General features: G+C 40.8%; 11 protein-coding genes. 1 reads left to right on the top strand and 10 read right to left on the bottom strand.

Translation table 11 applies throughout. The features are described 5' to 3' along the window. Positions 1-662: 662 nt before the first annotated feature. The 10 genes from thiD to rlmD form a co-directional block, all read right to left on the bottom strand. Positions 663-1,475 carry a bifunctional hydroxymethylpyrimidine kinase/phosphomethylpyrimidine kinase gene (gene thiD, locus AC0SAP_RS10075; protein WP_286483430.1) on the bottom strand — a complete coding sequence of 271 codons (813 nt, stop codon included), beginning with the start codon at positions 1,473-1,475 and terminating at the stop codon, positions 663-665. Between the two features lie 266 nt (positions 1,476-1,741). After that, the gene (locus tag AC0SAP_RS10070) at positions 1,742-3,142 is read right to left on the bottom strand and encodes a Do family serine endopeptidase (protein ID WP_473384065.1); all 1,401 of its coding nucleotides are present in this window, start codon (positions 3,140-3,142) and stop codon (positions 1,742-1,744) included. Between the two features lie 288 nt (positions 3,143-3,430). Continuing rightward, complete coding sequence (gene hemW / locus AC0SAP_RS10065) at positions 3,431-4,558, bottom strand: radical SAM family heme chaperone HemW (protein WP_473384064.1); 1,128 nt, start codon at positions 4,556-4,558, stop codon at positions 3,431-3,433. A gap of 346 nt (positions 4,559-4,904) precedes the next feature. Next, positions 4,905-5,897 carry a murein tripeptide/oligopeptide ABC transporter ATP binding protein OppF gene (gene oppF / locus AC0SAP_RS10060; protein ID WP_286483424.1) on the bottom strand — a complete coding sequence of 331 codons (993 nt, stop codon included), beginning with the start codon at positions 5,895-5,897 and terminating at the stop codon, positions 4,905-4,907. Beyond that, positions 5,894-6,868: an oligopeptide ABC transporter ATP-binding protein OppD gene (gene oppD / locus AC0SAP_RS10055; RefSeq protein WP_286483423.1), complete on the bottom strand. Its 975-nt coding sequence runs from the start codon at positions 6,866-6,868 to the stop codon at positions 5,894-5,896. The genes oppF and oppD overlap by 4 nt, the downstream gene beginning before the upstream one ends. Before the next feature lie 9 nt (positions 6,869-6,877). Beyond that, entirely contained in the window at positions 6,878-7,801 is a 924-nt protein-coding gene (gene oppC, locus AC0SAP_RS10050) for an oligopeptide ABC transporter permease OppC (RefSeq protein ID WP_473384063.1), read from the bottom strand. An 11-nt stretch (positions 7,802-7,812) separates the two neighbouring features. After that, the gene (gene oppB, locus AC0SAP_RS10045; RefSeq protein ID WP_473384062.1) at positions 7,813-8,733 is read right to left on the bottom strand and encodes an oligopeptide ABC transporter permease OppB; all 921 of its coding nucleotides are present in this window, start codon (positions 8,731-8,733) and stop codon (positions 7,813-7,815) included. Positions 8,734-9,040: 307 nt separating this feature from the next. Continuing rightward, positions 9,041-11,002 carry a DNA topoisomerase IV subunit B gene (gene parE / locus AC0SAP_RS10040; RefSeq protein WP_473384061.1) on the bottom strand — a complete coding sequence of 654 codons (1,962 nt, stop codon included), beginning with the start codon at positions 11,000-11,002 and terminating at the stop codon, positions 9,041-9,043. A 725-nt stretch (positions 11,003-11,727) separates the two neighbouring features. Next, complete coding sequence (gene rdgC / locus AC0SAP_RS10035) at positions 11,728-12,627, bottom strand: recombination-associated protein RdgC (protein WP_473384060.1); 900 nt, start codon at positions 12,625-12,627, stop codon at positions 11,728-11,730. A gap of 266 nt (positions 12,628-12,893) precedes the next feature. Next, entirely contained in the window at positions 12,894-14,264 is a 1,371-nt protein-coding gene (gene rlmD, locus AC0SAP_RS10030; protein ID WP_473384059.1) for a 23S rRNA (uracil(1939)-C(5))-methyltransferase RlmD, read from the bottom strand. Positions 14,265-14,444: 180 nt separating this feature from the next. Here rlmD and AC0SAP_RS10025 point away from each other — a divergent pair, with 180 nt between their 5' ends. After that, entirely contained in the window at positions 14,445-14,741 is a 297-nt protein-coding gene (locus AC0SAP_RS10025) for a YkgJ family cysteine cluster protein (protein WP_286483412.1), read from the top strand. The last annotated feature ends 145 nt before the right edge of the window (positions 14,742-14,886 follow it).

The raw sequence follows: 14,886 nt of genomic DNA, 5'->3' as shown, positions 1-14,886 counted from the left end.
TGGTTAGACTTCTATTCTTTTGCTCACGCAAACAAATACAAGCCCCCATACAAACTTACTTAAGATTAATTTGTTAAAGAACTTTAGGGTTAAAGTGAATCAAACTTGAATTCCTTACCGCCCTAAGCAGACGAACTATATTACAGATGCCTTATCAACTTGTCAAACTTATTTTTAACTATTTTTGAGTTTTTTCGATTTTGATTTTAACTTGAATCTCAATCTCGAACCTACTCAAACCCTATTAGTAAAAGATATTAAAACTAACTACTAATAGGATAAAGCTTTGACTGTTTCAGAAGCGCTGTGTCGTCTGAGGTGATGTATCTTACCCCTTTCATTTTTATTTGCAACTCTTTTTGATTCTTTTTTTAAAAAACTTTACCTGAAATGTGATTCTCACACTCCAAAAGTAGGTCAACCTCTTGAATTATATAAGAATAAATAGGAGTAAATAAGGTCGGATAAGAATGAATTAAAATAGGTGGAAGATATCTAATTTCTCTCATTTTAAAAAACAATCGACAACTGTTGGGGATTATCACTATAAGAGACTTAAAAAGTAGACTTAAAAAACAGAATAGGCAAGTCCATTAGACTTGCCTATATCAGTAATAGAATCATTTTTACAGTAGAAGCTCTAGGATCTTCTAAGAGAGAAGCTACTCCTCTATTGCCTTAAAACTTTCTTCAAAGTTGAGTGTTCCCACATAACTATTAAGCGCAAAGTGCCTCTTAATACCTGCACGAATCGCATCTTTAGCGAGTACTGTTGCTTCTCTCTTTGAGTATCCTTTGCAAAGATTTGCGGCAACATGTGCAGCAAAGGTACATCCGAGTCCATGGGTGTGATGTGTATCGATAAAGGCACCCTCGATTAAAAGTGTCTCTTCCCCATCATAATAGAGATCTCCGGATGTTTTCGGCTCCATAAGACTTCCCACATTAGTAATAGCAACAGCCTTACAACCAAGCTCCATGATTTTTTTCGCAGCAATAAGAGCTTCCTCATAAGTTGTGATCTTACTCACTCCTGCTAATTGGGCTGCTTCAAAAAGATTAGGCGTTACAACAGTTGCAAAAGAGACAAGCTCTTCACGAATTGCTTTCGCATGTTCAGGAAAGAGCGGGGCATCCCCCTTACACACCATTACAGGATCTACTACTATCGGGATATTACCTTTTAAAGTTTGAAGCTTTTGTGAAACTAAAGAGATAATTTCAGGTGTTGGTAGCATTCCTAACTTAATAGCATCAACACCGACTCCATCAATTGCCGTATTGAGTTGCGCTTCAATTGTCTTTATCTCAATAGGAAAAACACCGTGTGACCAATTCGCTTTGGGATCCATCGTTACAATAACGGTTAACGCACAAAACCCGTAGAGATTATGTTTTGCAAATGTTCTTAAGTCTGCTTGTATCCCGGCTCCTCCACTAGAGTCAGATCCAGCGATTGTTAAAATCTTTTTCATCTCTTTATCCTTAATTTTAATTTTTATAACTCATCATCTCTTATGACGAATTCTCATGACAACTCATGACAAGTTTTAATGATCTCTGCTCTTTAATTATAGCAATATCCCTTCTTGACGACAGAAAAAGTATTGAATTTAATTATAAAAAAGGAGCCTAGATACACTAGGCTCCTATACAAAATAACCATCACTCCTCATTTAGCTTTCACTAAGAGTCATTAGATGATGAAGATTGGATGATTAAGATTGAATGATTCAAATTCCTACTTCTTCTCTTTTTTAACCGCCACAAAGTAAGGGGTTCCTTGACGATTAATTAGAACTCTCAAGACTTGATCCTTCTCTGTTGCTTTTAGCGCCTCATCAAAACTCTTAACATCAGAAACCTCTAATCCATTAATTTGTGTAATGACATCTCCTGGCATTAATCCAGCATTCTTAGCGATTCCCTTTGCAACTGCAGTAATCACAACACCTTTAACAGGGGCATTCTGTTTACTCTCTTCAACGGTAACGCCTAAAACATTTTTAGAAGCACTTTGACTGCCGGCAATTTTACGCCCTTCATCATCTAATGCTTCAATCGTAACCTCAATTGTCTCGCGCTTTCCATCCCGGAGAACTTCAACTTCAACCACTTCATCCGCCTTGATACGGCTGACTAAGATAGGAAGCTGACTTGAAGAGATCACCTCTTGATCACCAAATTTTAAGATGATATCACCCACTTTTAACTTCGATTTATCTGCAGGACTTTCGGGAACGATGCTTGCAATCAATGCCCCTTGTGGTTTATCAAGATCAAAAGTCTCTGCAAGTGTCGCGGTGACCTCTTGAATCTGTACCCCTAACCAACCACGTGAGACTTTACCATCTTCACGAATCTGCTGAACAATATGCATCGCTAGATCGATCGGAATGGCAAAGCTTACGCCGGCATAACTTCCCGTGCTTGTATAGATCTGTGAATTAATTCCAATAACTTCTCCCTTTGTATTGAAGAGCGGACCTCCTGAGTTCCCAGGATTAATCGCTGCATCTGTCTGTATAAAAGGGGTGAAATTATCGTTAGGAAGATTACGCCCTAATGAACTAATAATTCCTTGAGTTGCCGTATAGTCAAGACCAAATGGAGAGCCAACTGCCATAACCCATTGCCCTACTTTAAGATCTTCAACATTGGCTATTTTAACAACGGGAAGTTCATCAGCATCGATCTTTAAAACTGCGACATCTGTCTTTTCATCAAGCCCTACTAATTCAGCAGCAAGCTCACGACGATCTGCTAAATGAACCTTAATCTTATCCGCATCAGAGACCACATGTGCATTGGTGATCACATAGCCTGCTTCATCAATGATAAAACCTGAACCTGCGCCACGAACGATGCGTTCTTGCTCTTTTTGAGGTCTATCACCAAAGAAGAAGCTAAATGGATCCATATCACCAAATGGGGAAGGCCCGCCAAACGAGAACCTCTCAAAAGGGGACCATCCTGTAATGGTTTCTGTCCCTTCCGTTGTGATACTTACTACAGCAGCTTTATTCTTTTCAAACAGTTCGCTCCAATCCGGTAATTGTGCTAGCGCTTGTTGGACAATCAACATTGTGATTGCCACAAAAAAGAGTCCAGCTTGCTGTAAATAGCGTTTTCCTAACTTCATTGAATGCTCCTTGTTATCCATTTTTCGGAAACTATCTTAGTTTTCCAATATAAGAGCTTGTGATGAAAATTCAAGCATCTAGCTTAAAAAGATAATCTATCTGACGCATCATTTTGTCTCTTTTGGCTACGATTTATCCACTTCTCTCTCTTTTACCTCAGGTGATATTCACCTCTTACAGAACACACATACGATCCTGTATATCTCCACTAGATGAATAACACCATGAGTAACATTATCACCATCATTACCCCATCCTTAACAATAGAGGTTGATAATCAAAATCGGTTAAAGCAACTGTTCTAACATCTTATTTACAAAAAGAAGTCCTTTTTCTGTCGGAGCAATAATCTCTAAAGAGGGCTCTAATAACCCTTCTCTTCTATACTCCTCTAAAAAACTTGCGATTTCACTCTCCGGTAGAAAGGTTCGCTCTTGCCAATATGAGATTGGTACCCCTGATTTGAGTCGTAATATATTGAGGAAGAACTCAAAAGGAAGATCCGTTTGGGCAATTTCATGTCGGGTTAAACGATCACTGGCACTCTTTTCAAGATAAGTTCGAGGATGCTTTTCAATCTGTGTTCGATAGATCTTCTCCTCCCCCATCATAGTGATCTTGCCATGTGCGCCGGCACCGATACCGATATAATCTCCAAACTCCCAATAGTTTCGATTATGTTGACTCTGACGCCCCGGTTGAGCAAAAGCAGAGACCTCATAATGTTGATATCCTCTCTCTTTAAGATAACGATAACTCTCTAGCTGCATCTCCTCAATACTCTCCTCTTTTGGCAAAGGAGGATTATAACGATGAAAGTAAGTATTAGGCTCTAAAGTCAATTGATAGTGAGAGATATGTTCCGGCTCTAAAGCAAGGACACCTTGAAGATCTTCTAATGCTTCTTCTAAACTCTGCTCCGGCAGCGCAAACATCAGATCACAATTGATATTGGTAAATCCTGCTTGACGCGCAATTTCAAATGCTTTTATCGCTTCATCACTAGAATGGATTCTGCCTATCTTCTCTAAAAGACGATCATTAAGACTTTGAACCCCAATAGAGAGTCGATTAATACCAATTTCCCGATATTGCTGAAAATATTGAGCATCCACTGTACCGGGATTTGCCTCCATTGTAATCTCGATATTAGGATCAAAATTAAGGAGTGTTCGCAGCTCTGTAAAAAATTGATCTAAAAGCTTCGGAGGAATAAGACTCGGCGTCCCACCACCAATAAAGATAGAGTGAATCCGTCTCCCCCAAACAGAAGGTAAAATCTCCATAAGATCCGCTGTTAGCGTCTGCATATAAGGTTCATAGAGCGCACTATTATTTTGGTGTGAATTAAAATCACAATAGGGACATTTCTGGATACACCAAGGAAAGTGGATATAGAGCGATAATGGGATCATTATGATAATTCTCTCTTTAATTATGTATTACAAAGTTGTTACAAAGATATTACAAAGGCACGGCAAAGATAGAGCCAATCAGTTCCTTACAAATGAATGTTGCTCGTTATCGATTAAACTCATTTTCCCGCTACTTTACCATCAATCTATCAGCTTTACGGAGTTTATCGTCACAATACAGATCACAATACAGATCACAATATAGATCACGATACATATTATCCCATCCCTTTTTGGAACCAAACGCTCTCCTTTAACAAACAAAGAACAAAAAAAGAGATACCGTTACCCGTATCTCTTCTCTTTTATCTTCAACGCTACTCAATTTTATCAGCTGTTTTAAGCCCTACTCAGTTAAGAGACAGGCAGAAAGATGTGTTAAGCCCTTCAAACCTGGTTTAACCTCCGAGCATTGTGCTACCACCTCTTTACAGCGTGTTCTAAAGACACAACCTGATGGCGGATTAATAGGTGATGGGAGATCCCCTTCAAGCAGGTCTAATGTTTTTCCCTTCTCCCTTGAGGGATCTGGAAGCGGCACAGCTTGCATCAATGCTTTGGTATAGGGATGCTTGGTATCATGATAGACCTCAAGTTTTGTCCCCAACTCTACTGCATTACCGAGATACATCACCAATACACGATCAGAGATATGTTTTACCACCGCCAAATCATGCGCGATAAAGATGAGAGAGAGCCCCATCTCTTTCTGTAATGATTTAAGAAGATTGATCACCTGTGCTTGGATCGAAACGTCAAGTGCTGAAACGGGCTCATCACAGATGATAATTTTAGGCTCTAAAATCAGTGCTCGTGCAATTCCAATGCGTTGACATTGTCCGCCAGAGAATTCATGAGGATAACGATTGATCACATTAGGCAGAAGTCCAACACGCGTCATGATCGCCTCAACACGATCCTTAACCTCACTACTTGAGAGCTTAGGAAAATGCGTTTTTAAAGGCTCTGCAATAATATCGCCAATCGTCATACGTGGATTGAGTGATGCCAATGGATCTTGAAAGATCATCTGAACATCTTTTCGAATCGCTTGCATCTCACGCTTTGTTGCTTTACCAAGATCTTGTCCCAAATAAGAGACTGACCCACCGGTAATCGGCGCTAAACCGATAATCGCTCGTGCCAATGTTGACTTACCACAACCCGATTCCCCAACCACACCTAAAGTCTCACCCTCGTAGAGTTTAAAACTGACACCATCGACCGCTTTAAGCGCTAATGGTTTTTCCCAAAAGTATTGACTCTTTTCACGAATGGGGAAATGGACCTTCAATTGATCCACTTCTAAAATAACTTTCTCTCTATTTTGTTCACTCATGCTAACAACTCCTTTGCATCTCTAAAGCAAGCACGAAGACGCTCATTACCAAAAGGCTCTAAGCGTGGTGCTTCAGAACAGCGACTATCTCGCCATTCACAGCGAGGCGTAAAGGGGCAACCTTTGGGGAGCTGAAGAAGATTAGGGGGATTACCAGGAATTGTATGAAGAAGCTCAGAATCATGCTCTAAGGTAGGGATCGCATCGAGCAACCCTAGTGTGTAGGGATGACTTGGCTGATAGAAGATATCCTCAACACCGCCATACTCCATTGTGCGTCCGGCATACATCACTAATACCTTATCGCAAGTCCCGGCAACAACGCCAAGATCATGGGTAATCATAATAATCGTTGTTCCAAATTCAGCCTTTAATTCATTGAGCAACGCCATAATTTGTGCTTGAACAGTCACATCGAGAGCCGTTGTAGGTTCATCGGCAATCAATAACTTAGGTTGGCAAAGTAGTGCCATTGCAATCATCACTCGTTGACGCATCCCGCCGGAGAACTCATGGGGGTGCATCTTCATTCTTTTTCTTGCTTCCGGCATCTTTACTGCATCAAGCATCTTCACCGAAGCCTCAAAAGCATCCCGTTTACTCATTCCCTTATGGAGCATTAAAACTTCCATCAGCTGTGCACCCACCGTCATATAAGGGTTGAGAGAAGTCATAGGATCTTGGAAGATCATTGCGATCTCTTCTGCCCGAAGTCGATTTAATTCATGCTCTTTAAGATTGAGAATCTCACGCCCTTCAAAGAGCGCTGATCCCGTTACGCGACCATTCTTTGCTAATAATCCCATCAAGGAGAAAGCTGTCTGGGATTTACCAGAACCTGACTCTCCAACAATCCCCAAAGTCTCTCCCTTTTTAAGGGAAAAATTGAGCGAGTTGACCGCAGTCACCTCTCCATCATAGGTATCAAAGACCACACTAAGATCTTTTACATCTAATAATAATTCACTCATTGTGCTCTCCTAGCGATCTTTTGGATCGAGCGCATCACGAAGCCCATCCCCAATAAAGTTAAAACAAAAGAGTGTCACTATTAAAAATAGTGCCGGGAAGATTAAGAGCCATGGTGCAACTTCCATTGAGTTTGCACCATCTGCTAATAATGATCCCCAACTACTCATCGGCTCTTGTACCCCCAATCCTAAGAAACTTAAGAACGATTCAAACAGAATCATACTAGGAACTAAAAGAGAGGCATAGACCACCACAACGCCTAAAACATTCGGAACAATATGTCTAAAGATAATCAGTGCCGTTGAGACGCCAGAGACCTTTGCCGCTTCGATAAACTCACGATTTTTAAGGCTCAATGTCTGTCCTCGGACAATCCTTGCCATATCGAGCCAGGACACCATTCCGATCGCTAAAAAGATCAAGAAGAGATTTTGTCCAAAAAAAGTCACCAAAAGAATCACAAAGAACATAAAGGGGAAAGAATTGAGAATCTCTAATATACGCATCATCAATGAGTCGACGCGCCCACCGACATAACCGGATAGTGAACCATAAAAAGTTCCCATCAACACCGCAACTAATGCAGCGGAGATCCCGACCAATAATGAGATTCTCCCACCAACGGCGATACGCACAAAGATATCACGGCCATTGGAGTCCGTTCCAAGATAGTGCCCTGACTCAAAATCAGGGGGGCTTGTCATCATTCCCCAATCGGTATGATCATAACTATACTCTGAAACCAAAGGAGCAAAGATCACAAAAAGAGCGATACAAGCTAATACCAATAGACTAGTCATCGCTGCACGATTACGCATAAAGCGACGTCGCGCATCTTGCCAAAGGCTTCGCCCTGCAACATTGAGATTTTCATTTAAATTTTCGGAGAACTCTGCGATAGCTTCTCTCTTCTGTTTCGATACTACATCCATCAGATTCTCCTTTAGTAACGTATTTTCGGGTCGATGACTGCATAGAGAATATCGACAATCATATTAAATAGGATTGTTAAGCTCCCCACGAGAATTGTCACACTGAGAACCGTTGAGTAGTCGCGATTGAGTGCGCCATCAACAAAGAGGGTTCCAATACCAGGAAGACCAAAGATCTTCTCAATAACCAGTGAGCCAGTGATGATTCCCACAAAAGCAGGACCTAAATAGGAGAGCACCGGAAGAAGTGCCGGGCGCAGAGCATGCTTAATCACGATGGTCCGCATTGGCAATCCTTTCGATTTTGCCGTGCGAATAAAGTTAGAATTGAGTACCTCAATCATCGAGCTTCGCATAATTCTCGCAATACTTGCAATATAGGCGAGCGAAAGAGCAATCATCGGAAGAAGCATATATTGGAACTTACCGCCATACCACCCCCCTGCCGGTAACCAATGGAGTGTAATCGCAAAGAGAAGCACTAAAAGAGGCGCCACGACAAAGCTCGGTACCACAACCCCAGTCATAGCAAAGCTCATCACCAAATAATCCCAGAAACTATTTTGCTTCAATGCTGCAATCGTCCCTGCTAATGTCCCTAAAATCACAGCTAAAATAAATGCCGCCATCCCCAATTTTGCAGATGTGGGAAAGTGAGTTGCGATCAACTCATTCACCGTGTAATCACGATAACGGAAAGAGGGTCCTAAATCACCTCGTAACAACTGCTTGAGATAATCGAAATATTGCTCATATAGCGGAGCGTTTAAATTATATTTTGCTTCTATATTTGCCAATACCTCAGGAGGTAACATTCGATCACCAGTAAATGGGCTTCCCGGCGCCAACCTCATCATAAAAAATGAGATTGTGATCAACACAAGCAGTGTTGGAATAGCCTCCAATACACGCCTTAATATAAATCGTATCATGCTCTATCCTTTATTTTGCTATGGTTAATAGCTTATTGTCAGTCTCTATTTTTGATCCCCAATGGTATTAGGAGTCTCCTCTCTACAGCAATGTGAGCTGTAGATCATGTTGTAGATTTTTCTCGATATCTCTATCGATACCTCTTATCGGTATCTCTTACGATATCTTTTGCCGATATCTTTTGCCGATATCTTTTGCCGATATCTTTTGTCGATATCTTTTGTCGACATCTTTAGTAAATTATTAAGTTAGCAGATAGGAGCGATTATAGAGATAAGCTCAATAATAGACTCACACATCTAAGCCTTAGAGCTCCGGCTCAAAATGCTTACTCTCAATCCACTCTTTACGCTCTTGACGCTGATTACGCGCAAGTAATTTATCGAAGACCGCAATAGGATCTTCAAGAAGCGCTTCCCCATCAAGAGTATCGATGCTCTCTGCCGCAATCATCCCCGCTTCTGGGGTCTCTGCCGATTCATCTGATATCACTAACTGAACTAATCTACGTGTATCAGGGCTCATTGTTGTTTCTCGCAATTGAATAGGGTTCATCTCCCCTAATCCTTTAAAGCGAGTCACTGATTTTTGCCCTCGACTCTTCTCATGTTGTTTTAAGATTGCTTCTTTCTCCTCCTCATCTAGCGCATAAAAAACCTCTTTACCCACATCGATTCGATAAAGTGGTGGTAAAGCAACAAATAGATGTCCCGCTGCGACCAATTTTGGAAAGTGCTTCAAAAAGAGCGCACAGATTAATGTCGCAATATGGAGTCCATCGGAATCTGCATCCGCTAAAATACAGATCTTCCCATAACGCAGCTCATCGAGATTCTCATTATTGGGATCGACCCCAATCGCTACTGAGATATCGTGAATTTCATTAGAGGCTAAAATCTCATTCGTCGGAACCTCCCAAGTATTAAGAATTTTCCCTCTCAATGCCATCACTGCTTGTGTATCTCGATCTCGAGCCTGTTTTGCAGAACCGCCGGCAGAATCCCCTTCTACTAAGAAAAGCTCTGTCTCATTAACATCAGTACTGACGCAATCCGCTAGTTTCCCTGGTAATTTAGGTCCTTGAGAAACTCGTTTACGGACTACCGTTTTTGCACTCTTCAATCGTGCCTGTGCCGTTGTAATAACAAGCTCTGCGATCTCTTCCCCATCCTCGACATGATTATTGAGCCAAAGGGTAAAGAAGTCCTTAATCGCACCATTGAGTAGTGTTGCAATACTTCTTGAACTTAGACGCTCTTTAGTCTGCCCTGAAAATTGAGGTTCCTGCATCTTCACTGATAGTAGGAAATTGAGGTGAGAGAAGAGATCTTCCGGCGTGATACGAACCCCTCTTGGAAGAAGATTACGTTGTTCACAAAAATCCCGAAGTGCCTCTGTTAATCCCGACTTCATACCATTGACATGGGTCCCCCCTAAGGGTGTGGGAATTAAGTTTACATAGCTCTCCACCATAATCGGCGCACCCACTTCGCTCCAAGCAAAGCCCCAAATCGCCTCTTCTGTCTCACCACGATACTCCCCAAAGATGATCTCTTTAGGAAGATGATCAATCTCTTTGAGCGTATCATAAAGATACTCTTCCACCCCAGACTCATAACACCAAACGGTAACCTCTTCCTCTTTGTGTGTCTGATCGATCAGGGTGATCTTCAATCCCGCGCAAAGAATTGCCTTTGCTTTCAAAAGATCTGAAAGTGCTTTTTTCGCAATTTTAGGGGAATCAAAATATTTTTCATCAGGCTTAAAGCGAATCTCTGTACCTCTTTCGCTCTTTGCACATTTACCAATCTCTTCTAACTCACTCGCTTTATAACCATCTTGGAAAGTGATGCGATAAATTTTACCATCTCGATGGACAATAACCTCTAGTTGCTCTGAAAGCGCATTAACAACAGAGACCCCTACGCCGTGTAGACCGCCTGAGTATTGGTAGTTATCATTATTGAATTTTCCGCCGGCATGAAGCGTTGCTAATATCAGCTCTACACCACTGACACCATGATCAGGATGGATATCGATCGGCATTCCTCGCCCATCATCTTTCACACCGAGGGAACCATCATGATAGAGAGTGACTGTAATCGCGGTTGCATAACCTGCAAGTGCCTCATCTACCGAGTTGTCGATGACTTCTTGAAGAATATGGTTCGGACGGCTTGTATCTGTATACATGCCAGGGCGTTTACGAACAGGATCTAGCCCAGATAGAACTTCTATGGAACGAGATGTATATTGTTTGTTACTCATAAGTTGCAAAACTCTCTCATCGACAATAATCAATAATTACTAATAAAAATAGAGCTTTTATAATAAGAAAGCTCTTACAATAAAGCTCTGACAATCATTTTAAATTTTAGGTTTGACACTTAGGTTTGACGTTTAAATTAGAAGCCTAAATTTTCAAGGTCCACTTGTTAGTTTCCAACCAAAACCCTCAAAACTACAAGATATAAAACTTTAGCTCTTTAATGCCACGCCGATAGCAAACCGACATCGAACGGATATCAAACAACCCCTCTAAAAGATAACTCTTTAAAACTTTAAATTCTAGATCTTATCGTTCATGAGCGTTCATGAGCCTCTACTTAAAAATCAATAATGTCTTTCAATAATGTCCTTATTTAAAATCGATTAAAATCAACTACAGTCGATTACAGCCGGCTCAAACAATTCAATCCTGCAATCATTTAAGCCATAAATCTATATCACTGATCAGCGCTGAAAAGCACTAGAAAATATTCGAAAAACATTATATTACTTTAAATAGAGAATCATGCCTTAAAAGAGTGATCATTTATGAGTGTTTTTGATAAAAATCATTCAAATCACCCCATATTTTCCATTTTTCGACTAGATACTCCATCACAATAGGAGAAATAGCTATCAAGCAATAGTTACTTTTTAAAGTGGTTGATTCTAGATCTGCTCTACCTCTACTTCTATTTCTATTGCAACCACACTCTAGCTATACACTATTTAGAGCTATCACTGTGATAACAGAGATTGTAGAGATCCGTCACAAGATTACGAACGGTATCAACCAGGAGATAACCATTTGATTGAGCTACCGCATTTTGATCATCACTTAATTCTAAGCGCTCTTGAAACTGATCGAGATAACGTACTCGCTTAATAATAAAGTCTTCTCCAAGTGAGAATGTCACAAGCTCCTCATAAGCAAGCCCCACTTTTGTGACACTCCAACCTTCTGAAATATTGAGCTCAATCTCTTTAGAATCGAGAGGAATTCCACGATAACGGGCGACGCCTCCCTCCTCTTTATTAAGTTCTTTGAGTTCTACTTCATCGAGAAATTGAAAACGATGATCCGTTAAACCATTTTGAACCCAATCGGTCATCAGTAGAGCCATCTCTACTTGTGGAGCATATCCTACTACCGGCAAAGACCCTAAAGTTTGACGAAGAACTGCCGTCACTAATGAGGCCTTTTTTTCAGAAGTGGCATCGATCACTAACCAATTTTTCTCCTGATCGATATATGCCATAATTGAACTCTGCTCAGGATAGATATTCCGCACAAATTCATTGGTAATGATCTCTTCTAACTCTTTCTGTTTAACGCGATCGTGGAGATCAATATTATGTTCTCTCGCACGCTTCTCCACTGCCGTTTGAATTGCCCGACGAGGTAATTTTTTCACCTCCATCCCTAGCCGAATAAAGTGAGCATTGTGAATTGTCTCGACAAGATTTTCTCCTTGAGAGAATGCCGGTAACCACCCATAAACTTCTAACTCATCATCACCACAATCTCGTAATGGATGTTCACTGAGTAACGCCTCAAGCTCAGCTGTCTCTAAGGTAAATGGCTCATCAAATTGGTAGATGAGGATATTCTTAAATGGACGCATGATGAGAACTCCTTAAAATTATTATAAACATTGATACTAAATACTTATGACCAGTTTCATAGTTGTGTTGCTATTTAACACAGTGAGTCAATGTTTCTATCTAATATCTCTGTTGAATATTTCTATTTAAATCTTTATTTAAATCTTTATTTAAATTTCTGTATCAATTAAAAAAGGGGAGAACTCCCCTCTACACTTATGAATATTACCATCAACTTCAATAGAGCACCGATTGTTAATGGTAATAGTTTAACACTCAGAACAAGTTACTGTGTGACCGCTTCATCCTTTCTAACAAGCAGAGCCATCGATTCAACATGCGCCGTATGAGGGAACATATCCATCACACCTGCCGAGATAAGTTCATAGGGATACTCTTTTGTTAGAAGTGCTAAGTCACGGGCTAATGTCGCCGGATGACAGGAGACATAGAGAATTTTTTGGGGTGCTAAAGCACCGAGATAAGGCATCATCTCTAATGCGCCCGATCTTGGTGGATCAATTAAGATAGCATCATACTTTTCATTCATCCAAGGCGCATCATGTTGATCTTGTGTTAAATCGGCACAATGAAACTCAACATTTTCAATACCATTATATTGAGCATTACGTCCGGCCCAATCTGTTAAGCTCTTATCTCCCTCAACACCAATAACAGATCCTGCCGCGGTCGCTAAGGCTAATGTAAAATTCCCTAAACCACAAAAGAGGTCAAGAACCTTTTCATCCCCTTTAAGATCGAGCAATGATAATGCCTGTTTAACCATCTTATTATTCATCGCCGGATTGACCTGCGTAAAATGGTAAGGCTTAAAGTAGAGTGTCAATTGATCCAGAAGTCGATAATAGAGCGCTTGATCTGAAGCTCCTTTCTCCGTTAATGCCGTCGTTGTCGACTCATTCCCAGGTTGCAGATAGATAATAAGATCATGCTCCGCTTCAAAGGCTTTTAAAATCTCTAAATCCTCTTCTGTTGGCGTTTCAAGCACCCGAAAACTTAACGCATGGGTATCATCCCCAACAGCCACTTCAATTTGTGGTAGCTTTGCGGCAATAGAGAGCTTCCCTATCATCTCTGATAGCGGCGTAATCAATTGGTCGATCTTCTCTTCCAAAATGGGGCAGCGATGCATATCGACAATAAATGGAGTTAAGCGTTCACGAAACCCGACAAGAACTCGCTCTTTTGCCGGAACATTCTTCACTCCTAACCGCGCTTTATAGCGATAGTTACGGGATGATCCTCGAAGATTAGGCAGATGTTCATAATCGGTTAAGCCTGCTTGTCTTGCTAAATTAGAGCGTAATTGCTCTGCTTTAAAGTCAATCTGACGTTCAGCATCCAAATGTTGTAGACGGCAGCCACCGCAAACACCATAGGCATCACAAAAAGGTTCCACACGATCAGGAGAGCTGACTAAAACTTCTGTTGCTTGAGCTTCATCATACTCTTTCTTTACCTTTGTATATTGTGCTACAACCTTTTCTCCAGGTAGCGCGCCATCTACAAAGACGACTTTCTCCTCAACCTTGGCAACACCACGACCATCATGTGCTAAATCATGAATATCTACTGTAATAGGCTCAACAGGAACTCTATTACGTCGACCTCTTCCTCGTCTATGTCCTCTACTCACAATTACCTCATTTTTACTTAAATTTTTGCAATATAGAAGTTTATCACATTCATCTACAAAGAAGAAAAGAGAAGTATCCTTTATACTACCTTCATCTTTCATGATTGATTTACCGCTCTTTAATGAGAGTGCGTATAATATAAGGTATTAAGCATCTCGATAATAAAAGTGAAAAAATTAATGAATAAAGAGCACTATTTTCCCTGTACAAGTTGTGGCGCCTGTTGCCGCTATCTCCATTTGGCAACTGAATTGCAACATTTAGATCGCGGAGATGGTGTTTGCAAACATTTAACGAAAGAAAATCGTTGTGAAATCTACGAGACGCGTCCTGAAATCTGTAATATTGAATATCAATACCACAAAAACTACAGTCATATCCCCTGGGATGCATTTGTCGCAGAAAATCTCCAAATCTGCGAATTATTACAGCTCGATCAAAAAACGAAAGCTAACGAAAAAGCAGACAGAGACTGATGAGGTGCCGGGTCTTACTATCGCGTCCTTCCATAAATCTCATGCCGGCAAGGGGCATTGAAAATGCCCAAACTGCAGATATGCACTAGTAATAAGAATGAAGTAGTGGGTTCCCGCAGCTCCATGAGTTCTCTTAAGAGTCATC

The sequence above is a fragment of the Ignatzschineria sp. PL_is040 genome (assembly GCF_055813795.1).
This window is presented reverse-complemented; position numbering and strand designations above follow the sequence as displayed.

Coding starts and splice junctions, on each gene's coding strand:
- thiD (WP_286483430.1), bottom strand. CDS start 1,475: ATGAAAAAGATTTTAACAATCGCTGGATCTGACTCTAGTGGAGGAGCC.
- rdgC (WP_473384060.1), bottom strand. CDS start 12,627: ATGCGTCCATTTAAGAATATCCTCATCTACCAATTTGATGAGCCATTT.
- hemW (WP_473384064.1), bottom strand. CDS start 4,558: ATGATCCCATTATCGCTCTATATCCACTTTCCTTGGTGTATCCAGAAA.
- oppB (WP_473384062.1), bottom strand. CDS start 8,733: ATGATACGATTTATATTAAGGCGTGTATTGGAGGCTATTCCAACACTG.
- oppC (WP_473384063.1), bottom strand. CDS start 7,801: ATGGATGTAGTATCGAAACAGAAGAGAGAAGCTATCGCAGAGTTCTCC.
- oppD (WP_286483423.1), bottom strand. CDS start 6,868: ATGAGTGAATTATTATTAGATGTAAAAGATCTTAGTGTGGTCTTTGAT.
- oppF (WP_286483424.1), bottom strand. CDS start 5,897: ATGAGTGAACAAAATAGAGAGAAAGTTATTTTAGAAGTGGATCAATTG.
- AC0SAP_RS10025 (WP_286483412.1), top strand. CDS start 14,445: ATGAATAAAGAGCACTATTTTCCCTGTACAAGTTGTGGCGCCTGTTGC.
- AC0SAP_RS10070 (WP_473384065.1), bottom strand. CDS start 3,142: ATGAAGTTAGGAAAACGCTATTTACAGCAAGCTGGACTCTTTTTTGTG.
- parE (WP_473384061.1), bottom strand. CDS start 11,002: ATGAGTAACAAACAATATACATCTCGTTCCATAGAAGTTCTATCTGGG.